The following is a 26214-nucleotide window of genomic DNA, read 5'->3' on the forward strand; positions in this document are numbered from 1 at the left end:
GGACTTTGCACCCTCTACGCTCTACGTCCTACGTACTCTTCCCCCTGCGCAACCACGCAACGACGTCCTGTGCCGTACTTTCATTCCATCCTATACTGCTCCCATGCGATTTTCTTTCCGGCTCCTGTCCGAGTCATATATCGCCATCTTGGCGGCCGCCATTCTTTTTGGTCTGCTCGTTCCCGCCACGCGCGCGCTTGTTCCGTATAACACCCTGCTTCTTCAGGCGATTTTTCTCATTTCAAGCTTAAAGCTGAACGGAGCGGAAATCATAAAACACGGGAAGGACTGGAAGCTCTTGCTCGCGTCTAATGCCATTATGATTATCCTTCTTCCATTTGCTGTCAGGATCATTGCCCCGTCCATAGTGCCGGATCTTGCATTCCCGCTATTTCTCCTCGCGGCAATGCCGGTAGGCATGACGTCGCCATTGCTCGTGGAAGTCATCGGCGGCAGACAGGCGCTTGCGCTCGTCCTTACTGTTACGAGCTCGCTTTTTGCGCCTTTGAGCATCCCTATCGTTACAAAAATCGCGTACGGACAGACGATTTCGGTTGATGCGTTTGCCATGTTTAAGAGCCTGTTGCTCGTCATCTTGCTGCCGTTCGCGGTTGCGATGATTTTGAAACGCGTAATGCCGAACGCCGTCCGTACGATTAATGCAAAAAGCAAGCCATTTTCGCTCGTACTGTTGGGTCTCGTTATCGCCTCAGCTATCGCCGCGCATGCTTCGGAAATTCTCGGCAGTTTGGCATCCGGGGGCGCGCTATTGCGGATGCTCTTTATCCTTTTTGTTTTTTTCGTCCTCCTGCATCTTATCGGCTATTACGGGCTCTGGTGGAAAACGCGCGAGGACAGGCTCACAATTTCCGTGTGTCTTACGTATATGAATTTTACGCTCGCCATTTATCTTTCCTCAAAATATTTCTCGGATCCCGTGACCGTCCTCGCTCTTGTTCTTGCGATTTTGCCGTGGGCGATGCTTTTACCCGTCTGGAAGCGCGTGTGCCGCATGCGACTGCTGCCATAGCAGGCCTGTGCCGTATGGCAATGCGTGTGATCGCGTGATGCGAACGTGTGGATTTGGGTATCGGGCTTGATAAAAACTCGGATATCGGATATACTCCGGCCGCTTTACGCGCATGACGAATATCCGCAACATCGCCATCATCGCCCACGTCGATCATGGTAAAACAACGCTCGCCGACGCTCTGCTCAAACAGAGCGATACGTTTCGCGAACGCGGCCTCGAGGGGACGACGATTTTGGATTCGAATGATTTGGAACGCGAACGTGGGATCACCATCCTCTCCAAAAACTGCGCCGTGGTGTACGGAGACACCAAAATCAATATCGTGGATACTCCGGGACACGCAGACTTCGGGGGAGAAGTGGAACGCATCATGAATCTCGTCGATGGGGCTCTCCTGCTCGTGGATGCGAAAGAAGGCCCAATGCCGCAGACGCGCTTTGTGCTCAAAAAAGCCATCGAGGCGGGGCATCTCATCATTGTTGTTATTAATAAAATCGACAAGCCGGATGCGCGTCCGGACTGGGTGTTGAATCAAACATTCGATCTTTTTGTCCATTTGGGCGCCTCGGATGCTCAGGCGGATTTTCCGGTTATCTATGCATCGGCCAAGCAGGGGAAAGCCGGCGCCGAGCCGAATCTCGCGTCCATGACTGACGTCAAACCAATCTTCGAGAGCATCCTGAATGAGATACCGGCGCCGAAGAATGACGCCTCCGGTCCGCTTCAGGTGTCCGTTGCGAACATCAGTTACGATAATTACAAAGGGAAGGTTGGCATCGGCCGCGTGGTGCGCGGCACGTTCAAGCCGGGCGCGGTGGCATGGATAAATCGCGAAGGCAAAACAAGCTCGGCTAAAATTGGCACTGTATTTTCTTTCATGGGGCTCGGCAAGGTTGAGGTTCAGGAGGCCGTGGCCGGCGACATCGTGGCATTTGCGGGCATTTCCGATTTGAATATCGGCGAAACCATCGCGGATCCCGCGCATCCCGAGGCCCTGCCCGTCATCGCCATTGAAAAACCGACCGTCAAAATGACATTCGGTGTGAACACGTCCCCGTTCTCCGGGCAGGAAGGGGAGTTCACGACGAGTCGGAACATCAAGGACAGGCTGGAACGTGAAATTCAGAATGATGTTGCTCTCCAGGTGGAACCTGGCTCGAGCGATAGCACGTTCATCGTTTCCGGCCGCGGAGAATTGCATTTGGCCATCCTCATCGAGCGCATGCGTCGCGAAGGATATGAGCTTCAGGTCTCCCGGCCGCAGGTGATTCTCCGCGAAGAGAACAGCGTCAAAATGGAGCCCTTCGAAGAAGCATCCATCGAATGCCCGGAAGCCTTGAGCGGCTCCGTTATCGAAAACATAGGAAAGCGCAAAGGGGAGATCCTCGACATGCGTATGGAAAGTGGCACGACGTATCTGGAATGCGTCTTCCCGACGCGCGGACTCATTGGGTATCGCAATCAATTCATGAAGGACACCAAGGGCCAGGGCATTTTGAACACCGTTTTTCTGGAATATCGCCCCATGCTGGGGACCATTGAAGCCGCTCCGCATGGATCATTGATCGCTTTTGAAACGGGAACGGCAAATTCCTACGGTCTTCAGAATGCGCAGGAGCGCGGCCAGTTGTTTATCGGTCCCGGCGCCAAGGTGTACGAAGGTATGGTCGTGGGGCAGAACTCTCGTCCGGAAGACATGGAAGTGAACGTATGCAAGGAAAAGCGGCTCACGAACATGCGTTCCAAAGGCGAAGGCGTGGCCGAAGGGCTGGATACCCCGCGTTTCATGAGCCTTGAAGAATCCATGGAGTATCTCGGCGATGATGAATTGCTCGAAGTGACTCCTGTATCCCTCCGCATACGGAAACAGCTTCTAAAACCGCATGAACGAAAGCGGGCCGGCCAGGCATAAACATCCTATCGAATCCCGGGGTGTTTTTTGATCCGCATATCCTTCCGTGGCCTGCCACGGCTCTTTTGAGGTATGATGAGAAGCATCTTATTCATTAATGTGTTTCTATGGGAATGACCTGTGCAAATTGCGGAATCAGCGGGGGATGCAAATGCCCTCATCATAAAATGGTGCCGCTCTTCATTACCCTGATCGGCGCGGTGTTCCTTTTGCAGGCCTTTGATGCTGTGAGCGCATCGTTCACGGCATGGGCCTGGCCGCTTCTCGTAACCCTCATCGGCCTCACCAAGCTCATGGGCGGGAACTGCAAGTGTTGCGCAAACGGGGCTAAAAAATAAGCGCTCTGTTTGCAGGACAAAAATGCCCTCTCAAGGGCGTTTTTGTATGGCCTGGCTATGGATCCAGCATCTGGCCTTATTTTTTTAGTGGCGTATGCTTTGTCCATGTTCGCTACCGCGTTGTGGAGCATGGCCTATAGGGGTTTTGCCAAGCCGTATTTTTTCCGCCGTGATCCCGAAGCTGTCCATGACCGCATGACGAACATAGGGAGTTTTCTCGGTTCGCATATCGTTACGCGAAAGGCGGCGGAGGCCTGCTTCCATTACAGGCATCCTGCGCTCGAACAAAACATCCTCGGCATCCGTTTTGCGAATCCGATCGGTCTTGCCGCCGGATTCGACAAGGACGCGCGGCTCACGGACATCATGGCTGCCATTGGCTTCGGTTTCGAAGAAATTGGATCTGTTACCGGCGAGCCTTGCGAGGGCAATCCCAAGCCGCGTTTGTGGCGCCTGCCAAAATCCCGCGGCATTCTCGTCCATTATGGCTTGAAGAACGAAGGTTGTGAGGTTATCGCACATCGTCTGCGGAACAGGCGACTCCGTTTTCCAGTAGGCACGAGTATTGCGAAAACGAATTCGCCAGCGACCGTGGATATTCCGTCCGGCATCCGCGATTATGCCAAGGCGTTTCGCGCTTTCTCCGCCATTGGCGACTATTTCACCGTCAATATCAGCTGCCCGAACGCGTATGGAGGAGAGCTGTTCAGCGATCCGGCACGTCTTGATGCACTGCTTGCCGAGCTGGATGCGATTCCGACGCAAAAACCCGTTTTTTTGAAACTGCCTGCCGATATCGGCGAAAACGGCCTTCGGGAAATCGTTTCCGTAAGTCGGCGCCACCGTTTGCATGGATTCATCGCGTCGAATCTTACAAAGCGCCGAGATCTTCCGGGCCTCTACCGGGATGAAATTGCCGGACACGACAAGGGAGGGATAAGCGGCGTCGTTCTTCGGGACATTTCAAATAATCTCGTCTCCCGTCTTTATGTCCTCGCGGGCGGTGAATTCGTCATCGTTGGGTGTGGAGGTGTATTTTCGGCGGAGGATGCCTATGAAAAAATCCGCCGCGGTGCTTCCCTCGTGCAGCTCGTAACCGGCCTCATCTACAATGGCCCGCAACACATAGGAGAAATCAACCGCGGCCTTGCGCGATTACTGCAGCGAGACGGATTCGCCTCCGTCCGCGAGGCCGTGGGCATTGACGTTCGCAATGCATCCATAGCCCGATCCGCCTGAAAAGCGGTGTACAATATCTTCACCATGCGACGCGTATTCATTCTTCCCATCTTTCTCGCTCTCGTAGGCGCGGGTTGTGCCGACCGATGGGACCGGCTCATCTTGGCGAATTATTATTTGACCCCGGAATTGCATGAGCAGAGCCGCGCGGAGGTCGAGCAGACGCTCGTAAAACTGGCGGAGCAGATTGGCATTTCCACAAAAATTTTCGAAGAGCGAAAACGGAGTCTTGATATCCGCATGGGCTATCCGGAACTGCAGGCTGGCGGGAGTACGTCGTCCCGCGAAACCTTCAACAAAGCTATGAAGGCATACATCGACGGCACGGTCGATCAGTTTAAGAAAGATTTCGAAGCCGCTGGCAGCGCATCCGATGCCGGAGACTGGCTTTTGTCATCCGACTATCGCGTTCCGTACACTTCGCCGTCGCTTGTGTCCGTCGTGATTGACGGCAGTATGTATCAGGGCGGAGCGCACCCGAACAGCTTTTATCAAACATTCATCTACCTCGTGCAGAAGGAGCGTTTCGTGAGCGCGGAAGAGGTCTTTTCCGAGGCATCCGATCTTCTGGCCGCATCTGACGCCGCGCAAAAGGAACTTGCCGCAAGGGATATCTCGGATGCCGAATGGATACAGAACGGCGCAGGGCCTTCCATGGAAAATTATCGGCATGTATATATCACGGACGCCGGGCTTGCCGTGATCTTTCCGCCGTATCAGGTGGCGGCATATGCCGCCGGCCCGCAGGAAGTCATTATTCCCTGGAGTGTTATTCCCGGGACGCGACATGTCCTGTTTCGATAGAATCATTCGGATTGCGCAGGGGTGAAGAGTACGTAGTTGCGTAGGGCGTAGGGGGAGAGTACGTAGTTGCGTAGGGGGCATAATTCTAACCGAGATCCGAAACCCGTTCTCTTTGCCCTTTGCCCTTGCACTCAGTATGTTCGTAGGTCCGTAAGACCGTTGGCTCGTAGGTAAGCGGCTTCATCCTAGACCCGAACCCCGAGATCCGAAAACTCAAGAATGCCATTTTTATAAGTTGAGATTGAGGTTTAGAAAGAGCCAGGGATATCGCTGAATGAGATAGGCTTGGAAAACCGTATCCGCGCCTGTATAGAGCGACAGAGCCACCAGAAGAATAAAAAGTCCGAACACCCGTTGAATCGTTGCGGCATGTTTTGCGATAACCCGCACCTTGTTCGTGGCGGCTTGTCCTCCATAGGCAATAAGGAGCATCGGAATACCGGCTCCCAAAGAGTAAGCGAAGAGAAGCGCGGCGGTCTGTGCGAGCTGCTGTTCCACGGCAATGAGGGTCAAAATCGACCCGAGCACGGGACCGGCGCACGGACTCCATACAAGTCCGAGTGAAACACCCAAGACAAAACCGCCCCAGAGGCCTGCGTTCTGCGGATCCGCCTTGGGCGCAAGCTTGCGAGCGAGCGGTTCGAGACCAGCGAAGATACGAGCCTGAATGCTCGGAAAAAGCATGGTAAGCCCGAACAGTCCTATGAGGATGGCCGCGCCTTTTCGGAACAGTTCCGGATCGATGCCAAGCGAACGTCCAACCGTCGCAAAGACAATAACAAAGAACGTGAAAGACATGACAAAGCCCAGAACGATAAACAGCGGTCTCGAGGCATGAGCGCGCACGGTCGACGTCCCGAGAATAATCGGCAAAAGGGGAAGAATGCACGGACCGCCGATCGTTACGGCGCCCGCGAGAATGGCAAACAATACTTGAAGCATATCAGCGGAGTCCTTTGATATTCCGGCGTATGGTATTGCCGCCCTGTGTTCCGATGGTTCGCGTATACTCGGTTCCGTCGCTATTAAGATAGATAAAGGTATGCTGGAGAAAAATATCGAATGTCTTCGCGAGCGATCGTTCGTCCTCATCCGTATCCGTATCTTTATAGTTCACGCGGAATGCTTTTATCGCGCGCGCGGTTTGTGAAATCTCCGTCCGGAAGACGGGTTCTTCTGCGGAACACGTGGGACACCAGTTGGCGTAGAAAAATAGGATAATAGGATTCCCGTTCTTTCGCGCGGCTTCATAGGCATCTTTCGTGTATACGGAATATGTCGCGGTTCCGGCAGTATTTACCGAGAGCAGGTTTTCGTCAGCGTCTATTTTCGGACCCCCCTCTTCGGGGGGAGTTTGAGACGTTTCTCGAAGCGCGGGTTCCGGCAGGGTGGCGGAAGGGGAGGGAGATGCCAGGCACCCTTGTCCAAGAAGGGCGAGACTTGTGATTGTGGCGAAAAAGACGGGAGAGGTTTTCATATCAAACAACTATAACACCAGGTTTTGTGAACCATAAACCTTCGTCAGAGGAAAAGACCGTTTCAAGGCGATGTTTGCAATGGAGAGGTCAGATGAGGTGTAGCTGGGGGTTTTTGGCAATTGGGAATTGGGAAAGGGCTAAGGACAAAGGGAATGGGTTTCGGGTCTCGGTTAGAATTATGCCCCCTACGCAACTACGTACTCTTCCTCCCAACGAACCACGTCCCACGTACTTTTCGCATCCTGCTCGCCGCATGGCCAACGCCCTACGCAACCCTACTCCCTGTTTGACATACTTTCCTGATCTGACTACGTTTGAAAGGCACATTTCATACAACCCAGACAATGGAGCGTACCATGGGAAATCGTTTGAACCTGCTCACCATTCTCGCGGCGCCGCTCGCCATGGCGGCAGCATCCTGCGGACCGCAGGACGATTGCAACGCCTACTACGCCACGAACGGCGATTCGGCATGCAGTTTTTCTGCGAGCTACGGCGGAGAGGGGAATGCGTCTGCCGAGAGCGGAGATCGGGATGCAGACCTCTATCAGCTCTCGACGGCTCCGGACGGCCAGGGATTCGACGCACAGTTCGTTGCGGGACCGCATGCGTACAGCGTGGATGCCTATGTATCCCACGCATGGCCCCTCCTGGAGCAAGGGGCGGACATCGTCGGCGTCACGGTCGGGACATCGTCGGACGGGCCGGGTTCTTCAACCCAGTCGATTACTCCCGGCGGTTACGGTCCGTTGAAAATCACGAGCGGGTTTCGGTACGGATACGTGGGCGGTTGCATAAAGAAAGTCGTCTACTATCATGCAACGCGGGTCAGCATGAAAGGCCTGTCGAAGCCGATCTACGATCTGCACGTTGCCATCTACCGCAAGAACAATCAGTCCTGCATCGGGGTGTACAACAGCGCCGGGAACTCGAAAGGCGTTTGCTCCTGCTGGGACGAAAATGACCCGACATCGGTCATCAATGAACTGCGCGTTGGTTCTCACGCTAAGGCCAAGAAGGCGGTACGTTCCATGGCGACCACCGAGCTCTCATCGAGCTATCAGCCGATCATCGACCCCGGCGTAATGTGGACGCTCGCTGGCATGGCAGCGGCGACTGTCGTCTTTCTGCCGTTGTCGGCAACCTAATGCAAAATGCAAAACGCCGACCCCTCTGGGTCGGCGTTTCTCGCTCTTTTCTTTTTATTCGCAAACGCGTTTCAGCTGAAACACATGTTCAACAGGATGATTGAAGTGTTGCGCCAAGAGCAATGCGAGAGAGAGGGACGGCACATAGTCGCCTTTCTCCATGGAGCAAATTGTCTGGCGACTGACGCCGACCGCTTTCGCGAGCTGCTCTTGAGTAATCTTCTTCTCCTGTCGGAGATTGCGAAGACAATTATAGATTGTATGTTCTTTGGCCATAACGTGATGACAAAGATATCAGACATTGAAAAAATGGTCAAGGGGGATTGACATATATCCTCGTTTTCCCCAGAAAAAGCGGAATGTTCTGAAAAGAAAGGGTATACTGACTCCTGTCATGAGACGGCGTATCCTTTTTTTCCTCCTTTTCGCGATCGTTCCTTCAAACGCGGTTTTTGCAGACAGCGAGAGCTTTTCATTGTTCGATATAGAGTCCGCGGCATCCGGAACCGAGCTTGTGGTTTCCATGCTTCCTCATGAGGCATTTTTGATTGTCCGCACGAGCGCGAATGAAGAGCTTGATCTTGCCCGTTTTCATGAATCGGGAAGCTTGCTCACCGCCTTTGTCGAGGGGCGGATACAGCTGACCCAAAACGGAAAACCCTGCGACTGGGACGCGATGCTGGATACGGTCCCGACCGAGCTTGTCGACGCATATGCCGACGGCATTACCGTTCGCGGCCTTGTGCGCTGTCCAAAGGAAGGCTCGCCGTTTCAGCTGGAGACGGACGTATTTACGGATGCCTTTCCGACGCACGAGAATGTAATCCGGTATAAGAGGGGAGAGGCTTTTGAAACAGCAATGACGCTCACAGCGTACAATCGTATTGCGATTATACGCCCCTCGCTTGCCGCAACCGTGCCGGAACTCCAGAGAGAATCATCGCGCGAATCGCTGCTGCTCGCCGCACTCACCGGCGTTCTTCTTGCCGGCTTTGCGGGCTGGCTATGGCGAAAAACGAAAGACGCCAGTCCCCGTTGAACAGGAACTGGCGCGTAGATCAGCGAAAGGCCGGATGATGGAGGATATCCGTTTCCTCGTCCGCAGGGTGTTTTTCATCCGGGAGGCGGAGCTCGAAGCAGATAAGCGCCTCGTCCGTAACAGGGGCGGCCACAGTTTCGAACGGAGTGAGAAGCTTGATGAGTTTGAGGACGAAGGCGAGGATGTCGCCGTCTTCCTCCGTGTTTCCGAACGGGAAGGAGAGTTTTCGGTCGGCATCGAACGCGGTTCCGAAGGAGAGGGAAACGCCGTTGCGGACGAAGGCGATATATCTCTTCGGTCGGTTGAAGACGATTCTGTCTCCGGCCTCGAGACGGGTTTCCTGCCCGATATATCCGAAGCGCTGGGGGATCTCCATGCTACGACTCCTTTGTTACGTTTTGAAACTCGAACACATAGATGCGCCCCCCGCCCTCCACGAGTTCCGCGCAGAGCCCCGTGAGCGCGCACATCATTGCGAGAAAGCTTGTGACGGTCTGGGAGGACAGATTCGAGCCCAGGTCCATCTGATTGTCGAGCGAATCCGTGCCCTCGTCCAGGAAGCGGAGATGAACGACGCCGCGCGTGAGTTTTGCGTGCCCGGTATCGGCGTTCACAAGCAGACGATCGCCTGCGCGCAAAGACGTTTGTTTGTCATGGTGCACAATACGGTATCTCACAGGCGCCTCCTTTCGAAAAACATCCGCCGTGTGAAGGACGGAAGGTATCAAATCTTGTTCACAACGTCAATCATGCCCCCGGCAGGGTAAAGAGCCGTTTGATCACATCGAGAATATCGTTTTTCATGAGATCTTTTGCGAGCGTCTTTGCGATATGCGGTTTCACATCGGCAGGGAGACGTGCTTGGATGAGATGCAGCATTTCCGGCGGGGAAACGAGATGAACGACGACGGCATGTCCTTCGCGGACATAGCGTGTGATGGCTTCCGCAACGGTTTTCGCGAAAGCCTCTTTTCGAGGCGTATCATGGAGGTCGCTCGACGGACCGCCCACGCGCGAACCGTCCGAGCTTACAAATGATCCTTCCGCGTCGCTTTTGAATTCGCGCGGCAGAGCAAGGCTGTCGAGCGTTTGGTATGCATCGCCGCCCGCAAGGAATATGCGCGCTTCCTGCTCATCGGTGAGAACGATAAGCGTGGGATCGGGAAAATGCTGGAGGTCTTTGGGGAGCTGCATATGGCGGGTATCGTAATGCGCGCGTGGAGGAGAGTAAACAGAGGGGAAAAGTAGCAGGAATTCATTGATGAAAAGCGCTATACTTCCCGTATCTACTCCCTACTCCCTGCCTTCATGACCGCTCCCGAATTTCCCCAGAATCTAACCTGGATTAATTCCGAACCGCTTACCATGGCCGGTCTCCGCGGCAGACCGGTGCTCATCGATTTTTGGACATACTCCTGCGTCAACTGCCAGCGTACCCAGCCATATCTCAATCAATGGCATGAGATGTATGCATCGGCCGGTCTCGTTATTATCGGTGTTCATACGCCTGAATTCGAATTTGAGAAAGAACCGAAAAATGTCCGCATGGCCGTAAAAAAAGAGGGAATCCGGTATCCCGTGGTTATGGATTCGGACTATCAGATATGGAATCTGTACGCGAACCAGTATTGGCCGAGGAAATTTTTAATAAACCGCGAAGGACGCATTGTCTACGATCACATCGGCGAAGGCGCCTACGAAGAAACCGAACGGAATATCCGCGACGTCCTTGGTCTCCCTCCCGGCGAACTCGCATCCGATGACGAAACCAAGCGCGCGGCGGGACGCGTGTGCCATCCGACGACGCCGGAAACATATCTCGGATATATCCGCGGACGTTTGGCGAATGCTCCAGCTCGGTTTCATGATATCGAAACGTTGTTCGTGGATGCGTCGAATGAGCACGATCAGGACCGCGTGTATGCAAAAGGCCGCTGGACGGTACATGGAGAGCATATCGAATCAAGCCAGGACCCGGATGCGGAGCTGAACATGGAATTCCGCGCGGCCGAAGTCAATCTCGTCATCCGTTCGTGGGCGCCCGCTGTTCTCGAGATCCGGCTGAATGGAAGACCGGTGCCCGCTCGTGTCCGCGGCGAAGATGTAACCGAGTCAAACGGACGCACGGTTATTTCTGTTACGGAGCCCCGTATGTACCGGCTGATCTCTTCAGGAACGCATCTTCGTGAGCGCCTGACCATTCACCCTCTTGGCGCAGGCATTCAACTATACGCAGTTACCTTTGGCGGATGCGCGTAATCGCTTTGCGCGTTATTCCGTCCGGGTGTACTGGTCTTCCCGCACAAGAGGGACGATCACCGCGAACGAATCGCTGGCGTTTTCCGTCGTTATGGAGCCGAGCGCCCGTATTGCGGGAAGATAGAAAGTCCTCGGAATGCCGTCTGCGGAGGCTTGATGCGCATAGAGTCCCGTTTCAAATTTCGTAAATTCTACGGACGCGTTCCGCGGCAGTTCGCCGAATCCGCCGATGCCGCCCAATAACAGCTGGGCCGTAAGGTCTTCCGAGGTTATGGCGGGATAATTGGAACGCTCCACGTCCTGATTGAGCAGGAACCATCCCCGAATGACCGACATATCGGATGCGCGCACAAATGCCCGAGCTCCTGTTATGCGCGCCCCCATGCGGTCGAACACGTCCTGCGCATCCTTGGTCAGATGAAACTCCACGGTTTGCATGTTCGGAAATTCTTCCTTTACGCAAGCGGCATGTGATCGCAGAGGGAGCTGCGGCGTTCCGGACGGGACGGGGAGTTCTTCCCTGGCAATGGACGCTATGGCCGCCACCGACGCCTGCGTCATGCACGTTCCGTTTTTGCTTTCGTTGAACCACCAGCTATTCCACGAGAATGCGAGCGTGGGTTCGCCCCAGCCCTGCTGGCCAATGCCGCGGGAACTGAAAAAGGCCTGCGCGGCGTTCACAATTCTTTCATCATCGGGAAGCGATGGAACGGTGAGCGGGCCTTGACCGCTCATGCGTTCAAAGGCAACCGCTCCCGTTGAAGCGTCATAGGACCACAGGAATCCGCTTCCGTCTTTCCATGAGGCCGTCAGGCCTTGAACGGAAGGATTTGCTTCGAGCGTGCCGGCCGGAATCCGGAGCGCTGTCGTGAGATTTTGGAGGAGGAGTGCGCCCGGAATGGTCGGCGCCTGACGAAGAACCGTCACTTCATTCGACACGGCGGGCGGCCTTTCTTTCCACACGATATTCGGGAGAGAGGCGCTGTCCGGACGCGCGAACGGCGACGGGCCCGGGATAAAACCGAATCCTTTCCGGAACGCCGCGAAGCCCTCCGGAGCCGGTGCATCGGACTCCACTGAAGGAACGGTTCCGGTAACAGCGAAACAGCCCTGGCCGAGCAGGGCGGAAATGACGAGAATGAAAAACAGGCGTTTCATAATGCATATCATAACAGGTTCTGGTTGACGCCCTTCATGGCGGTGCGTATATTCCTGGTACCTAGCTAGGAAATATGCAAAGCATCTTCCGCGTATCGGCCCGCGCGCATCTCGGAGTGATTCTTATGGCGAAGCTGTCGGAGTCGCATGCAACCGGCGAGTACACAGCGCTTCGCGATGTGGCGGACGCCATGAGTCTTTCCGAAGGGTATATGGAGGAAATCGCCGCATCCCTGAAAGCGCATCATCTTGTTATCGGAAAAACCGGACCAAAAGGCGGCTATCGTCTAGCGAGGAATCCGAAGACAATCAGTGCGGAAGACATTCTCATCGCCCTTGAAGGGCCGGTGGAGCTCGTGGATTGCCAAACCGGTACGGCCTCCTGCCCCGTTTCGCATCTGTGCCATTCAAAGCATCTTTGGTTTTTTCTTCAGGAACATATTCGTGACGCTCTCCGCCAAAAAACGCTGGCGGATATCTGCGCGATTCGCCTCTCCCCATGAAGCACATCTATCTCGATCACGCCGCAACCGCCCCGACCGATCCCCGGGTTGTTGAGGCTATGCGCCCGTACTTTACCGAGGTCTATGCGAACCCTTCTTCGTTTCATTCGTTCGGTCTCGCGGCAAAACGCGCCGTACACGATGCGCGAGAGCGCATTGCCGCGCATCTCCGTTGCCGCGAGGATGAAATCCTCTTTACGTCCGGCGGAACGGAGTCCGATAATTTGGCCGTCGAAGGAGTGATTGGCGCGGCAAAACTGCCGAAGGCTCACATTATTACATCCTCCATCGAACATCCGGCGATTCTGGAACCATTGCGGCGGCGAGAAAAGGAAGGAACGATCGACCTTACGGTTCTTCCCGCAGACCGTTATGGCCTGGTATTGCCCGAGGACGTACAAAAGGCGCTCCGCCCGGAAACCGTTCTGGTTTCCGTTATGTATGCGAACAATGAAATCGGCACCATCGAACCCATTGCAGATATCGGCCGCGTGATTCTTGGCTGGCGGACGGCGCAGGCTTCGGCATATCCGTATTTTCACACCGATGCCTGTCAGGCCGCAGGATATTTGTCCATGGACGTCCAAAAGCTCCACGTGGATTTGCTCACCATGAACGGCTCCAAAATCTACGGTCCCAAGGGGATTGGCGTGCTTTTTGGGAAGCGCGGGGTCAAACTCCGGCCCATGATTCTCGGAGGCGGGCAGGAAAAGAATCTCCGTTCCGGTACGGAAAATGTTCCCGGTATTGTCGGGCTTGCGAGAGCCCTCGATCTTTCGCAGGATATGTCTTCCCTCGAATCCGAACGGCTTGCCATGCTCCGCGACATGCTTACGGAAGGCCTCCTTCGCATCCCGAAGTCGCGATTGAACGGGCATCCGGAGAAACGCCTTCCGAATATCGTGAACATCTCCTTCCTCGACATCGAAGGCGAGGCTGCCATTCTTTACATGGATGCAAAAGGCATGTGCGCATCCACCGGCTCTGCCTGCGCATCGCAGTCGCTCGATCCGTCGCATGTCATTCTTGCGACCGGCCTAAGCTATGAAGCCGCCCATGGGTCCATCCGTTTCAGTCTGGGTCGTTCAACGACGAAAAAAGACATTCAGTATGTCATTAAGATGATGCCTGGCATTGTTGAAAAACTCCGCCACATGAGCCCCGTGAATCTGGATATGAAGCATTTCGTGAAATAGAACCGTTTCAGTGTTCTAGAGTTTCAGGGTTGTGGGGTATTGTTTCCAGCCCCATAACTCTAGAACCCTACAACTCTAGAACTGTTCCTAGATTCACGCTCCACGTCTGCACCCAACCTACTCTCTACTCACAACTTACTTTCTATGGACCCCATTCAACGCCCGACAACCGATGCCCGGAAAGGCGACATCGTCGACGCAAAAGACGCGAAAGGCTGGTTTTATGCCGATCCCGTGAAGGATCATTTTTTTCATCCGAGGAATTTTATGCAGGATGAATCGGCGTATGCGAACGCGGCTATGGGCATGGTCGGCTCGCCCGCCTGCGGGGACGCCATGAAAATTTGGATCATAGTCGATTCAAATACAGAGCGCATCACCGATCTGAAGTGGCAGACCTTTGGCTGCGCTTCCGCGATTGCGTCAACATCCATGATGTCCCTTATGGTCACGGAGAACGGCGGCATGACCCTTCAGGAAGCCCGCCGACTGAAGCCGCAGGACATTATGGAGCGGCTCGGCGGTCTTCCGGCCCGGAAGGTTCATTGTTCGGTGCTGGGGGACAAAGCGCTCCGATCGGCCATTAATGACTGGTATCGTAGGACCGGAAAAAACGATCTCATCGAAATAGAATTCGGCCGCCTCATCGACAAGGTCACGAAGGTTACGGACAAAGATATCGAAGAAGCCGTACTTGATGGCGCGGACACGTTTGAGAAAGTTCAGGAAAAAACCAAGGTGGGCACGGGCGATCCCTCCTGCATCCCGGAGGCAGAACAGCTTATCCGGTTCTATAAGGAAAAATATTTTGGTGTATGATGGGGACCGGTGCGGAACAGGGAAGTAGGGGGCGTAGTTGCGTAGGCCCTAGACATGAGTTATGGGCCGTGAGCCAATGCGGGAGGAGGGAGTGGGAAGTAGGGGGAGAGTACGTCGTTGCGTAGGACGTGGTTCTGTAGAGGGAGCATAATTCTCCCCGAATCCCATAACCAGTAACCAATAATCCTTAACTGGTTCCCTTTTCCCTGTGCCCTTAGCCCTTTTATCAATTCCCAATTACTCATTGCCAACATATCCAAGCTATAATCTTCCCCTACGCAGCCTTCTTATGAATGAAGACGGACACAAACAACAGAAACCCCTCGTCATTTCCCGGGTCGTCGTGGACCGAGAACTCTGTATTGGCGCGGCGCCATGCGTGACCGTCGCGCCCGGCGTGTTCCAACTCGATGAAGAAAATAAGGCGTATGTAGTGGATCCGAATGGCGCGGACGCGGAGACCATTTTGCTTGCGGCACAGGCATGTCCCACGCAGGCGATCATTTTATACGACGAAGACGGAAATCAAATCTATCCGGAAGCGTGATGCGCATACACGGATATTTTTGCTGCGTTATGATGGCTTGCACGAGGTTTCGCGGCCTGATACTGAATTGATATATGAATACTGAATCAACAAATGCTGACATTTTGAAGCGCTGTTGGCGTTCGGGCGCGATGTTGACGAACAGTCTCAAGAAGTGAAGTCCGAAATCGGCGGCATGAAGTCAGACCATGAAGTCAGACATTGCTGGGATAAAGGTAAACATCAGAAGTATAAAGGCTCAAATGGTAACGAAGAATTGTCTCGACGCGAAACTCGCTGACCAATACAGCGATGTGGTACATTTTGTCAGAACTCGCGTCCGTTGCTGGAGGGACATCGGTTCCCAAAGCATCGCATCGTAAACGCCATTTTGTATTTCCGTCCTCGTATTTCCATGAGATAACGTCTCAAAAGATAAGCCCCGCATTTTTTCGGATGCGGGGCTTTTGATGAGGATTATTTTTTACCTTCCGTCGGCGGCAGAACCACGGTTTCCATGGTGGAGGTGGTTGTGCCGTGATCGTCGGACAGCCGGTATGCGCCGGGACTGGTCGGCGACGGGCAGGTGAATCCCAGGCGGGATGAAGGAACGGTGGGCGCTTCTTCGAGCGTGAAAGGTTCGGGAGGCGTAGGAACGGCAGGGGCGGCGTCGACCGATATGGCATGACCCGAGTGCGGCAGCTTCGGCCTGAATGGCCGAGCCAGGGTAGGCGGCTCAAAGGCGGGAATCACGCCGTCTTCGTGCGCAGCGGCCTCTTCCCCGGACGGCATCGCTTGATCCGGCGGAACATTCGGCGTGCCGACGCTGGGCGGCAGAATGTCGAAGACCTGCGTAATGCGGTCTTCGCAGATTTCCGCATGCGGCAGATCTTCTTCCTGCTCGGAGGGAGGGGGCGGCTTCGTTCCCACGCGCACGCTCGGAACTGCGGGCGGCACGGATTGGTGTACGAGCCGCGTGGACACGGCGGCAAGCGCCTTGGATAACGCTCCGTCGATATCCTCCTCGCGGAGATTTTCGACGAAAGGCTTTTTCTGTGCCGGAAGTCCGTGTTTGACGGCCTGGAGTTCTTCGAGTGATTCTCCGTACAAGAGCGTTTTCTCTTCCGGCGTCATGTCCAAATGCCGGCGTCCGATGCCGAGCTCTTCCGTATTCACGCCGAGGCGTTCGATAACGCCCATGGCGAACTCCGCGATGTTGCGGAGCCGATCCACGTACATTTCTGCGCCCCGCCAGCGATACCGCATGCGTTCGCGTTCGCCCTCGAGCTCCATGAACGCTTCTGCGGACTTGCCTTTCGCATCCGAGGCATGCGCCATGGCTTCGTCGATGAGCGCCGTGTGGCGGTTCATCACCTCGATCATGGCGTTCATATTCCATCCGTGTTCGCGGAGGAATGGTCGCGCCTCTTCCACCAGCGCCGTGGCCCGGTCGTTCAGCTCGTGGAGCTTCGCCATTTCGTGCATGGTGGAGAGCACCTGCATGCGCATTTGATATTCCACCTTGAGGAGCTGGAAGAGCTCCGGATCCCGTTCGTACAGGTCCAGAAGGTGTTCGTTCCGGAGCATGAACACCAGCGCGGGCGTGATCGCCACCACGCTCGTGACGGCGGGCATTTTCGCATACACCGGGTATAGCGCCTGCGAAAAGGCGATGCCGCCTTCCGGCACTCGGAAAACCGTAATCTCCTTGTGCCCGATGCCCGGGTAAAAGTGCGATTGACGCTCTTCTACCTCCCCGTCGAAAACGAGGTAGGCGTGAGGAAGTCCTTCGGGATCGAAATCTCCCTGACGGACAATGTATTCGCCGGCATCGACTTCGATTTGCGCGGCGGCAAGGCCGGGGTTGGCCTCGAGCAGGAGCTTGAGCCTCCGGGCGCGGTTCAGATTCGTGAGAACCTTGCCGTCACCCGTGGAACCCGTTTCCTGCTTTGGACGAGGGGTTGTTCCCATTCCGTTCTCCTTACTGTGTTGGAATGTCGAAGTCCAAGTTTTTGCGTTTGACCGGCATATTCCGTCGGAATACAGTACGGTCGAACATGCGAGTATGCCAGAAAAAGGCCATTATGTCAACCTCACTCGGCATTCTCGACTCTGTATTGTACACGCATTATCTCCGTCTCGTTTCACGAGAGCCTCCCTGGCCGGATGTTCAAATGGTTCTTTTACGGAGAACCAAAATACGGCGGGCGATTTTTTGCCCCTCTCGGTGATACAGGAGCGGTCGCGGCCTGTTCTCCCATCCTTCAAGCGGATGAATCAGGTCATATCCGAGTTTTGCCAGCGTATCGGAAGACAATTCCGCGGCCGCGCTTCCTTTTGCGGTCCGGAATGACGGCCACACCATAATGAGTTTTCCATCAGAAGATAGGAGCGGATGGAGCTCCCGGAGCGTCTCGGTCCACAGCTCTTCAATGTTTTTTCGAACGATATTAAGCGCGCGTTCGTCCTCGCTTCCTTTGAGTGGGGGGCCGAGAGATCCCTCCGTCACAATCCGGTCCAGGCTCCCCTCCGCAAAACGTTTTGAAAGAAAACGCGCATCCGCCGTGGCATGCTCGATGCGTTTTTGATCACTGCGCGAAAGAATACCCCGCGTAATGAGCCATTCGATATTTTGTGTGGACGACGCCGTCTGTTTTGCATCGATATCGGTACCGATAATGCGCGCCGCTTGCGTGGCCAGAGCCGCTTCCATGAGCACGGTGCCGTTTCCGCAAAAGGGATCGAGCACGGTTTGCCCCGGCCGGATATCAGCAAGATTCACCAAGATGCGCGCAAGCTTGGGCGGGAGCATGCCCGCGGTTTCGTCGCGGACCGGCCTTCCGTAGTCGCGTTCGCTCCATGCGTCCGCATTCTGCACATGCGTTGTGAGTCCGATATGAACATGCGCGCGGTCAGCAAGAACGACAAAATCATATCCGTCCGTCGTCAGATTCAATTTTGCGACGGCAGCGGGAGTAAGAGGCTTGCCGTCCTTGCTTGTTACCCAGCGGCAGCGTATGCCGCGATCTTTCAGAACCTGTTTTAGGGCAATCGGAATATGCAACAGCGAACGGCGTTCCTTCTCCGTTCCTCCGAGGACGGTGAAACCGAAGGCGATATTCGAACCGCGAGGGAAGGACTGAATGATATCCGCGAACGTTTCCGTCCGTATGTCGCGGGAGGGGATGCTGTTCACGATATCTCCGAGCTTTACGGTTCCCGCCAGCCTATCCATCAACCCATTGCCGTCCCATTCCTGGTTCTCCTCAATAGCTCCATAGTCCACCAGGATCGGTTTTTGCTCCGCATGCGTCACAATCCTGTACTCGGCAAGCGCAATACGGGGATGATTCCCGAAAATCAGGAAATGTTTCATGGACTGTATCCTACCTTGAAACCCTTTGAAATGCATTGTTTTTCGAGGCGAGGTAGCTTGACATAGCCGCCATTGTATGATGGAGTGTCACATCCGCTTTGACAGGCGGGTATGTCGTCTCGGGTTGACGTTCGGGAAGCCGAATGTCAGGTTGAGACTATGGAAGCTTTGCTTGAACCTTTGAAACCAAACAGTGAAAGGAGAGCCTGATGCATCGCCTCAGACATCTGTGGTGTGTGCTTCTCTCGGGGTTCCTTGCCGTTCTCTTCTTTGCCGCGAGGGTGTCCGCACAGGGCAATCCTCCGGTGGAAGGCGTGAACTTCAAGGTCATACATCCGAGGGATGGGAATCCGGAGTGGACCTACTTCATGATTCTCCCCCACAAGAACGTCAACACGCACAAGTTGGCGGAGATATTCCGTACGGACCAGTGGTCCATACGGGAGGACAATCCCACGGGCACGCTCGCAGTCTGCGAGACGCGTCCGGGGCACTTCGACATGAGCCGCGGGATCAAGGATCCCGAGGGACGGCGAACCAATGCCGTGTGGGCGAATTGTCCCAAGGAAAAGCAGTACGTGTACATGCTGTACAGCACCGTTTTGGTGCTGAAGGGCAAGAAGCATTTGAGCTTCGATGAGAAGCAACAGGTGCTTTCGACGCTCGAAAGCTGCACGGATCGTACATGCCTCCTCGAGACGGCCAGCCGCGTTTCGGGCAAGGATGCGCTGGCGCATCCCGGATCCGGTATCGGAAATACGGTTGTTGCGCCGCCGCCGGACAAACCGGCCGCGATTCAACCTCCGCCGCCTCCAGCGCCACCGCCGCCTGCATTGGCCATCGTGAAGACGGAAGGTACGGGGGACGGACCGTTTTGGGGCGCGATCGTCCTGGCGCTCATCGGTCTCGTCGTCGCCGTCCGCGAACGAAGCCGCGCCATGCGCTTTCAGCGCTACAGCACGGCTTTCCCGAAGATCGAGGCGCAATCCGCGCACCTGTCCTCGGAATGTTCGGACCTGCAGGATGCCATTCGGAACGCTGTGCTGAAGCTCAACAAGAGTGTGCTCGGAAACGGGCCGCTCCCGGGCGTACGACAGGATCCGAAAAAGCTCCTGTCCGTCATCGCCGACAGGGTCGTCGAACGGTTCTACGGCGTCCACGGCGCGCTCGGGGAATTGGCGCGGAACGTGAATGGCGGTCAGGTATCGCTTTCCGCCGCGCTCGAACCGTCCGACATCGCACGCATCAATGAGCGCGTAACGGTGCTCAAGTCGAGCCGGACCGCGGCCGTAGCGCAGGAGGTGGAGACCAAGCTTCGGCTCGAGGAAATCTCGGCGGTGCACGAACGGCAGAAGCAGGAACGGTCCTTCAAGGACTTTCTTGCGGAGCTCTACGTGCGCTTCCGAGGCGCTCCTCCGGACGGCTATCAGGAACGTCCTGCCGACGAACTCGAACGGGATGTGCTCCGGCTTGTCGAAACCGCAGACGAATCCTATCGTCGCGGCATCGACGAAGTCCGGCAGGTCATCGGCCTTCCCGCCATCGATCAGGCGCAAGCCTGCTTCGATGCGGGAGCGCTGGAAGACATCCACGAAGCGCTCGAAGAGAAGCGCATGCTTCTCGAGTCTCTCGCGGCCTCGAGCGAGACGGAGCTTACAACGCTCTCGGAGCGCATCGACTTCGTGTCCTCGGACAGCACGCTGGAACGGTTCCGCCGTCGCTGCGAAGAGCTCGCGGAAAAGCTCTTCCATCTCAAGGCGTCTGCCAAGCCGGCGGAAACTCCGACAGGGCAGGAGCAGCGTACGGCGTCGGAGGACATCGAGAGGCTCGTAACCGAACATGCTGCGCTCGAAATCCGCCTCGCGGAGCTCGAAGGGCAGAATGCCGGTCTTCGGATCCGCCTCTATGAGGCGGAGAGGCAGCCGACCACCAATCGCATGCCGACCTTCCATGACATTCAGGTTGGCGGGGAAAAGCCCGCATCGGCCGAGATCGAATCCATCGGTCTCGAACCGGCAAAGAGCGGCAGAACCATGACCCCTCCGGCCGTGGGAACCATCTCGACACTCGACACCAGAAGTCCAAAGCGGCGCGCGGCCTTTTCCGGCATTCACGCCTTCGCAGACATCGTGGAGGGACACGTCACGTTCAGGCTCGAACATGATTCGGAACTCCCGATCATCCGCCGTCTCGCCCAACTGCTCAACCGCAACTTTCAGTGGGAGAGCGCGAAAGGCGAGACACACACCTTCAAGCCCGGTAAGCTGCTGAACGAGCAGTACTGGGCCGCGATCGCCGGGTAGGCGATCAGGGGCGGCAACAGCCCTTTCCAGTATGTTGCACATCGCGGTTCGGACACCGCAAACCGCCGCCGGCGGAATATAACGTCCAAAGCACATTCGGGTTCGCGGGACCCCGTTCGCCGGAGGCGAGCGAAAGAACGCACTTCCAAGCGCCCCCTATTGTGAGGGGCGTTTTGCGTTGTACGAATCGCGAGGTATATAGAGAACGGGAAGTATGGTGCAGGGTTTTACGTAGGGCGTAGTACGTGGTTGTGGAGGGGGAAGAGTACGTAGTTGCGTAGGGGGCATAATTCTAACCGAGATCCGAAACCCGTTCTCTTCGCCCTTAGCCCTGTGCCCTTTTCCCAATTGCCAATAGCTCCCACTCACAATCTTCCCCATAACTCCTTCCCTTTGGCCCTTGTGTCTGTAGGTTCGTAGGTCCGTAAGACCGTAGGTTCGTAGGTCATGTGCTGTTCACCCTAGACTCGAACCCCGAGCGAAACCGCCCCTGTCTCCCTTGACAGAATCGTCTTTTTGTGATAAAAACACTCTTCCTCTTTTGGATATTCTCTCACTCTTTCAAACGTTTCCTTTCCACAAACACGAGAACCGAACCTTAAAACCATCAACAAAAAGGAGCGAACGATGAGACGAAATCGTCACATTTGGTCCGCGTTTTTCGCGGCGGCCGCACTTGTATCGTCGAGCGGTATTTCGTCCGCGAAGGACAGCAGTATCGCCGGCGGAGCGGGATATACCATCGAACGCGAGAATGGGTCGCAGGCATTGCGTATTCGTACGCATGCCGGGGCCAATATCGACACGCGCAAAATGGCCAAGGCCATCGGCATCACGCCGCATGCCATTCGGGCAGAAAACCCCACGAAAACCCTGGCGCTTTGCAAAACCGGCGGACGCTTCGCCATGAGCCCGGGCCTGCGCACGGTGGAAGATCGGCGGTCCAATGCCGTGTGGGAACGCTGTTCCACGGAACAGCAGTACGTATACATGCTGCCTTCGAGCACGCTTACCGTATCCGGCAGCACATACCGCAGTTTTTCCGAACAGCAGGACGTGCTCGGAAACATGGGACGATGCTCCACCGCCGCGTGCGCGATCGAAGAAGTAAAAAAGATCGCGGTCGGCGTACGTGAATGGCCAATCATCGAGAACGTGAACGGTTCCGACGCCCCGTCCGTCGTCCGCGTTGGCGAGACCACCCCGTCGCGCCCGTTGCCGGCACAGCCGTCCATGTCCACTTTCTCGGCTGCCCGCACGACATTCCTTGCCGCGCTCGTCCCTGTGATTCGCGGCATCAGTCTCCATCTCATGGGGAGCCTCGCGGGACTTCTCGCGGTATGTTTCATCGGATTCCTCGGCGCCGTGCATAAGTTGCGGAGAATGCGATCCGCAAAGGGCGCCGCAGAACGAGAGATCGTACAGCTCCGCATCACAAAGGACCGTTTGGAGCTCCACAGCCATCAGCTCGCAACGGAGCGCGACTACTACAAGAAGGCCCACCAGTATGTCGCGGAACGCCTTGTCGCGCAGTCGAATTTTCCGGCAGCGCAATCCCGAAGCGCCGCGGAGCAGCTCCGCGGTGAACGCGAGGAGTATCGCCGCGCATCGGAGTCGGAACGGAAGCGCGCCAATGCGTTGGATGCCGAGTTCCGGAACCTCGTGCGCTCTGTTCGGACCGCCTGCGGCGAAGAAAGCGCTCCCGTGTATATCGATCGCATGCCCGCGCCTTTGCTCGCGCGCGGCGCGGTCGAGCTCATTCGCTCAAAGCTCGGGCTGCCGGCATCGATTGAGGGCGAGAAACCGGGTCATGTAACCCAGCGCATGTTTGCGGTGATGCCGTCTGCCCGGACAACCCTGTCGGCATCCAAGGAGGATTCCGGCATTCGACGCAAGGTGAATGTTTCGGAGTCCCTCGCAGCTTCCGAAACGGCATCTTCCTCCATCATCGGACGGGAGTATCAATCGAGCTTTCCGAGCATCGTCAAAACCGAGCGGAACATGCCGGTGGTGAAACTGCCGCTCGTTCATGCAGGCGAACCCGCCTGGGAGTACGAAGCCGATGCGTCGGCTCCGTATCAATGGCCTGGCAGCACCAAGCTCGGCATCGGCGAGCGACGCATTCCCAAGGCCCCTACTTCGGGAATCACGGCCGCCTGACACAAGATGCATCGAAGCCTCCGAACGCCATTCAGCTTCTCTTGTCTTGCATGAATTGGGATGACCGGTCTGCTTGTTTGAACAGATATGCGCATATTATGCACCTTCGGTGAAAGGACACCGCGTTTCGCCGGCGGCGAAGCACACAACCTCCAATCTCATGGGTGACGACCCTCTTCGCCGGTGGCGAAAAAAACGTCTACTCAAAACGCCCAACTTCCGCGGAACGGGCGTTTTTGAATTACGCGAATGACTCAGAGCTAAGAATCATGGGCCTCGGGGCTATGGCAAAGCTAAGGGCACAGAGCCAAGGGCTAAGGGAAACAGGTTACGAGTTATGGGTTATGGAGAAGATTATAGATGTGAGCTTTTGTGAATTGGGAAAGAGGGCAAAGGGAAGGGTTATGGGGTTCGGGGAGAATTATGCTCCCCCTACATAACTACGTCCTACGCACTATGTCCTTTTCGCATCCCGTTCACCGTATGGTCCAAGGCTCATGGCCCACGGCCAACCTCCCACACTCTCGGTCCCTCACCACCATTTCTTGACATGATTTTCAGGAACATGTGCAGTAGAACCGCAGAGACGGAATATGCCGTCACTGCATTGGACTTCGACAACAGGAAAGGAGGGGACATGAAGCGAGTCAATCATCTCGTGATCGCTGTCCTCGCAACCGGCTGTACGCTTACCGCCATGGCCGGGATGGCTCTCGCGCACCCAGCGCGTGTCGATCCCGGCATTGATTTTCACATGGATCCGAAAGATCCAGATCGCGTCATTGTCCACGAAGGGGCTCAATTCACCACGGACAATTTCGCGCGGACGTTCAAGGTGGATCCGTTCACTATCCGCGCGCTGAACCCCGAAGGAACCATTGCGACCTGCCTCATCAAGGGGAAGATGAAAGTGTCGCCCGGTCTTTCGGGCCTGGAGCTGCGCCGGAGCAATGCCATTTGGGACAATTGCCCGGAAGAGCAGCGCTTCGTCTTCATTGTCCCGGGATCTGCTATCCGCCTGCGCGGAGAACTTCCCGAGACGAACGTGGAATCTCTGGATGAAGCGCCGCCGCCATCGCCGGAACCGAAGGCCTCGGAACCTGTTCCGGCTCCATTTACGGCGCCAACATCCGCCCCCATGTCCGGGGCGCCAGCGCTTCCGCCGGCTCCGGAAAAGATTTCGGCCGCCGGCGATCGTGAAGACGTGGCGGCGCTCCGCCGCGATCTTGCATTGCAAGCCGAACGCATTCATGCGCTGGAGGCGGACAATCGTCTCCGCACCGCTTTTCTCGTCATTTGCGCATTCCTCATGCTCGCCTTTGGCGTATTGTGGCGGAATGCGTCGCGGAACGCGGCAGGACTCCGCCGCATGCGCCATGAACGCGACGAGGTCGTGAACGAACGCGACGGACTCCATGCGGAACACGCGCGTCTCATGCGGAAATACGACGCCAAAACCGCAGAATTGAGCCGGGCTCAAGAAGATCTCGTCCGCGCGAATGCGGCGTTGGTACAAAAAGAACGTGAACGGACGCGTATGGCGTCCGAGTTCGCGAAATTGCGGGACGAAGACCTTCCCCGCGCGAGAGAAGCCATTCCGCCAGCCATGGTTTCGGAAATCATGGCGACACGGACGTCATTCGACGTCATGGAGCGCCTCCTGGGCGGCTCTGCACCGTCATCGCGCGATTTGCCCGTGGGAGAACGGGCGCGGCACGTACAACGCCTTCTCGAAGCTTCGGCAGCGCGCCTGAAGGACAGCGCCACGCGCGTGTATATGGCGGCGCGCCTGGATCCGCCGGATCACGAGGCGGGTCAGCTGGATTTTGCGCCGCTGGATGCGCTTTCGCACAAGATTCAGCGTTTCTACGACTCCGTGGAGTCGCAGTCCGAACTGCTCGCGAGAGTGGCCGCGATTCCCGAATTGGACGGTGAGCCGGAAGAACGCGTTCGAACCTATGCGGAGCTTTTGGAAGAGAATGCGTCGCTCAAGGCGCAGCTCGCCTCCCAAGGGCAGGAGCGCATCGCGTCCGAGCCAGCATCCCCGGATGCTCCGCACGGCGAACCCATGCCTACGGTGGATGAAAATGCCGATCCGCAGGGCGGCTCCGGCCATCAGGACATCGTCGCCGCGCTCATCGCTGATCCCGTGGAAGAAACCTATGCTCCGGGCTCCGTTCGCGGAGCTCTGGATGATGATTTCCAGGATGAGCAGACGCTTGTCCGGAACGCGCTGCAAGAAACGCGGGCGCGCGACCGCATGCGGAGCGCCGTCATTCTAAAATCCGAAAGCGGTGAGCATGCCTCCGAGGAGGCGCAGGTTCCCGATCGGCGGGAGCAGGAGCTTTCCGACGATTCGGCTCCTGCCCATCGGTCCACGGGAACCACCACCATGGGGATGGCGGCCGTCTCCATGAACGCCCTGACACTCGCGGAACGCAGGCATTTTATCGGCGCGATCGACTGGATGACGAGCCGGTATTCCCACGAAATGCCGTTTACAGTCGGTACGGCCGTGGAACTGTCCGCGTTCAGCCTTCTGTGCAAAATGCATGTGTACTCCAATGGCCGCCTTCTTCAGCTCGGCGAGCTGTCGCGGCCGGGCGTGTGCGAGTCGCTGTCGCCGCCGGAGGAAAACGGACCCGATCCAGCTCCGGTGGAAATGACGCGCAAAGACATCGTGGCGCTGTTCACGGATATCCTGCAAAAGGTCACCTCTTCACGGCCGTTTGAAATCCGTACGTCGCACGAGCTTTCCTGCCTGTACCGTCTGGCAGGGCTCAGCATTCGATGCGGCCATGACTGCATCCGGCTCTTTCAGCTTTCCGACCCGCGGGTGTATCAGGGTTTGAATATTGGAAAAGAAGTCTCCGGGTAAGCGCCGTGCGTCCCGGCCACGATTTCGTGGAACTGTCGCACCTTC

The 26214-nt window shown here is 56.2% G+C and carries 24 protein-coding genes; 15 read left to right on the forward strand and 9 right to left on the reverse strand.

What is annotated here, in order from left to right; all coding sequences use genetic code 11:
• Nucleotides 1-103: 103 nt before the first annotated feature.
• The 5 genes from HS100_22795 to HS100_22815 all read left to right on the forward strand — a co-directional run bounded on the left by HS100_22795 (nucleotide 104) and on the right by HS100_22815 (nucleotide 5326).
• Nucleotides 104-1030 carry a bile acid:sodium symporter gene (locus HS100_22795; protein ID MBE7436758.1) on the forward strand — a complete coding sequence of 309 codons (927 nt, stop codon included), beginning with the start codon at nucleotides 104-106 and terminating at the stop codon, nucleotides 1028-1030.
• Between the two features lie 112 nt (nucleotides 1031-1142).
• A complete protein-coding gene (typA, locus tag HS100_22800; protein MBE7436759.1) occupies nucleotides 1143-2945 on the forward strand; it encodes a translational GTPase TypA in 1803 nt (600 codons plus the stop codon).
• Nucleotides 2946-3112: 167 nt separating this feature from the next.
• On the forward strand, nucleotides 3113-3283 hold the full coding sequence (locus HS100_22805; protein MBE7436760.1) for a hypothetical protein: 171 nt from the start codon (nucleotides 3113-3115) through the stop codon (nucleotides 3281-3283).
• A gap of 57 nt (nucleotides 3284-3340) precedes the next feature.
• Nucleotides 3341-4522, forward strand: a complete 1182-nt coding sequence (locus tag HS100_22810; protein ID MBE7436761.1) for a quinone-dependent dihydroorotate dehydrogenase — start codon at nucleotides 3341-3343, stop codon at nucleotides 4520-4522.
• Nucleotides 4523-4546: 24 nt separating this feature from the next.
• On the forward strand, nucleotides 4547-5326 hold the full coding sequence (locus tag HS100_22815) for a DUF3298 and DUF4163 domain-containing protein (protein MBE7436762.1): 780 nt from the start codon (nucleotides 4547-4549) through the stop codon (nucleotides 5324-5326).
• Between the two features lie 228 nt (nucleotides 5327-5554).
• Here HS100_22815 and HS100_22820 read toward each other — a convergent pair whose 3' ends face one another.
• Both HS100_22820 and HS100_22825 read right to left on the reverse strand, forming a co-directional pair.
• Nucleotides 5555-6268 carry a cytochrome c biogenesis protein CcdA gene (locus tag HS100_22820; protein MBE7436763.1) on the reverse strand — a complete coding sequence of 238 codons (714 nt, stop codon included), beginning with the start codon at nucleotides 6266-6268 and terminating at the stop codon, nucleotides 5555-5557.
• 1 nt (nucleotide 6269) lies between these two features.
• On the reverse strand, nucleotides 6270-6803 hold the full coding sequence (locus HS100_22825) for a thioredoxin family protein (GenBank protein MBE7436764.1): 534 nt from the start codon (nucleotides 6801-6803) through the stop codon (nucleotides 6270-6272).
• Between the two features lie 357 nt (nucleotides 6804-7160).
• Between HS100_22825 and HS100_22830 the strand changes: the two genes are divergently transcribed.
• Nucleotides 7161-7952, forward strand: coding sequence for a hypothetical protein (locus HS100_22830; protein ID MBE7436765.1), 792 nt, complete (start codon nucleotides 7161-7163; stop codon nucleotides 7950-7952).
• 54 nt (nucleotides 7953-8006) lie between these two features.
• On the opposite strand, the gene HS100_22835 is transcribed toward HS100_22830, so the two are convergent.
• Nucleotides 8007-8228: a helix-turn-helix domain-containing protein gene (locus tag HS100_22835; protein ID MBE7436766.1), complete on the reverse strand. Its 222-nt coding sequence runs from the start codon at nucleotides 8226-8228 to the stop codon at nucleotides 8007-8009.
• A 118-nt stretch (nucleotides 8229-8346) separates the two neighbouring features.
• On the opposite strand from HS100_22835, the gene HS100_22840 reads away from it, so the two are divergent.
• Nucleotides 8347-8991 carry a hypothetical protein gene (locus HS100_22840; protein MBE7436767.1) on the forward strand — a complete coding sequence of 215 codons (645 nt, stop codon included), beginning with the start codon at nucleotides 8347-8349 and terminating at the stop codon, nucleotides 8989-8991.
• A gap of 19 nt (nucleotides 8992-9010) precedes the next feature.
• Here HS100_22840 and HS100_22845 read toward each other — a convergent pair whose 3' ends face one another.
• The 3 genes from HS100_22845 to HS100_22855 all read right to left on the reverse strand — a co-directional run bounded on the left by HS100_22845 (nucleotide 9011) and on the right by HS100_22855 (nucleotide 10185).
• Entirely contained in the window at nucleotides 9011-9367 is a 357-nt protein-coding gene (locus HS100_22845) for a hypothetical protein (GenBank protein MBE7436768.1), read from the reverse strand.
• A 1-nt stretch (nucleotide 9368) separates the two neighbouring features.
• Nucleotides 9369-9668, reverse strand: a complete 300-nt coding sequence (locus tag HS100_22850; protein ID MBE7436769.1) for a hypothetical protein — start codon at nucleotides 9666-9668, stop codon at nucleotides 9369-9371.
• A 70-nt stretch (nucleotides 9669-9738) separates the two neighbouring features.
• Complete coding sequence (locus HS100_22855; protein ID MBE7436770.1) at nucleotides 9739-10185, reverse strand: host attachment protein; 447 nt, start codon at nucleotides 10183-10185, stop codon at nucleotides 9739-9741.
• A 114-nt stretch (nucleotides 10186-10299) separates the two neighbouring features.
• Between HS100_22855 and HS100_22860 the strand changes: the two genes are divergently transcribed.
• A complete protein-coding gene (locus HS100_22860; protein ID MBE7436771.1) occupies nucleotides 10300-11250 on the forward strand; it encodes a redoxin domain-containing protein in 951 nt (316 codons plus the stop codon).
• A gap of 12 nt (nucleotides 11251-11262) precedes the next feature.
• Here the strand turns inward: HS100_22860 and HS100_22865 are convergent, their stop codons facing one another.
• Complete coding sequence (locus HS100_22865; GenBank protein ID MBE7436772.1) at nucleotides 11263-12408, reverse strand: hypothetical protein; 1146 nt, start codon at nucleotides 12406-12408, stop codon at nucleotides 11263-11265.
• Nucleotides 12409-12482: 74 nt separating this feature from the next.
• Between HS100_22865 and HS100_22870 the strand changes: the two genes are divergently transcribed.
• The 4 genes from HS100_22870 to HS100_22885 all read left to right on the forward strand — a co-directional run bounded on the left by HS100_22870 (nucleotide 12483) and on the right by HS100_22885 (nucleotide 15473).
• Complete coding sequence (locus HS100_22870; protein ID MBE7436773.1) at nucleotides 12483-12911, forward strand: Rrf2 family transcriptional regulator; 429 nt, start codon at nucleotides 12483-12485, stop codon at nucleotides 12909-12911.
• The gene (locus HS100_22875) at nucleotides 12908-14107 is read left to right on the forward strand and encodes an aminotransferase class V-fold PLP-dependent enzyme (GenBank protein MBE7436774.1); all 1200 of its coding nucleotides are present in this window, start codon (nucleotides 12908-12910) and stop codon (nucleotides 14105-14107) included. Before HS100_22870 ends, HS100_22875 begins: the two co-directional genes overlap by 4 nt.
• A 144-nt stretch (nucleotides 14108-14251) precedes the next feature.
• The gene (locus HS100_22880; protein ID MBE7436775.1) at nucleotides 14252-14926 is read left to right on the forward strand and encodes an iron-sulfur cluster assembly scaffold protein; all 675 of its coding nucleotides are present in this window, start codon (nucleotides 14252-14254) and stop codon (nucleotides 14924-14926) included.
• A gap of 289 nt (nucleotides 14927-15215) precedes the next feature.
• Nucleotides 15216-15473 carry a ferredoxin gene (locus tag HS100_22885; GenBank protein MBE7436776.1) on the forward strand — a complete coding sequence of 86 codons (258 nt, stop codon included), beginning with the start codon at nucleotides 15216-15218 and terminating at the stop codon, nucleotides 15471-15473.
• A 456-nt stretch (nucleotides 15474-15929) separates the two neighbouring features.
• On the opposite strand, the gene HS100_22890 is transcribed toward HS100_22885, so the two are convergent.
• Both HS100_22890 and HS100_22895 read right to left on the reverse strand, forming a co-directional pair.
• Complete coding sequence (locus HS100_22890) at nucleotides 15930-17423, reverse strand: hypothetical protein (protein MBE7436777.1); 1494 nt, start codon at nucleotides 17421-17423, stop codon at nucleotides 15930-15932.
• 199 nt (nucleotides 17424-17622) lie between these two features.
• Entirely contained in the window at nucleotides 17623-18648 is a 1026-nt protein-coding gene (locus HS100_22895) for a hypothetical protein (GenBank protein MBE7436778.1), read from the reverse strand.
• Between the two features lie 389 nt (nucleotides 18649-19037).
• On the opposite strand from HS100_22895, the gene HS100_22900 reads away from it, so the two are divergent.
• The 3 genes from HS100_22900 to HS100_22910 all read left to right on the forward strand — a co-directional run bounded on the left by HS100_22900 (nucleotide 19038) and on the right by HS100_22910 (nucleotide 26169).
• Nucleotides 19038-21131: a hypothetical protein gene (locus HS100_22900; protein MBE7436779.1), complete on the forward strand. Its 2094-nt coding sequence runs from the start codon at nucleotides 19038-19040 to the stop codon at nucleotides 21129-21131.
• A gap of 627 nt (nucleotides 21132-21758) precedes the next feature.
• Nucleotides 21759-23291: a hypothetical protein gene (locus tag HS100_22905; protein ID MBE7436780.1), complete on the forward strand. Its 1533-nt coding sequence runs from the start codon at nucleotides 21759-21761 to the stop codon at nucleotides 23289-23291.
• A 637-nt stretch (nucleotides 23292-23928) separates the two neighbouring features.
• Complete coding sequence (locus HS100_22910; protein MBE7436781.1) at nucleotides 23929-26169, forward strand: hypothetical protein; 2241 nt, start codon at nucleotides 23929-23931, stop codon at nucleotides 26167-26169.
• Nucleotides 26170-26214 lie beyond the last annotated feature (45 nt).

The sequence above is a fragment of the Anaerolineales bacterium genome (assembly GCA_015075725.1).
Lineage (GTDB): Bacteria > Chloroflexota > Anaerolineae > Anaerolineales > Villigracilaceae > Villigracilis.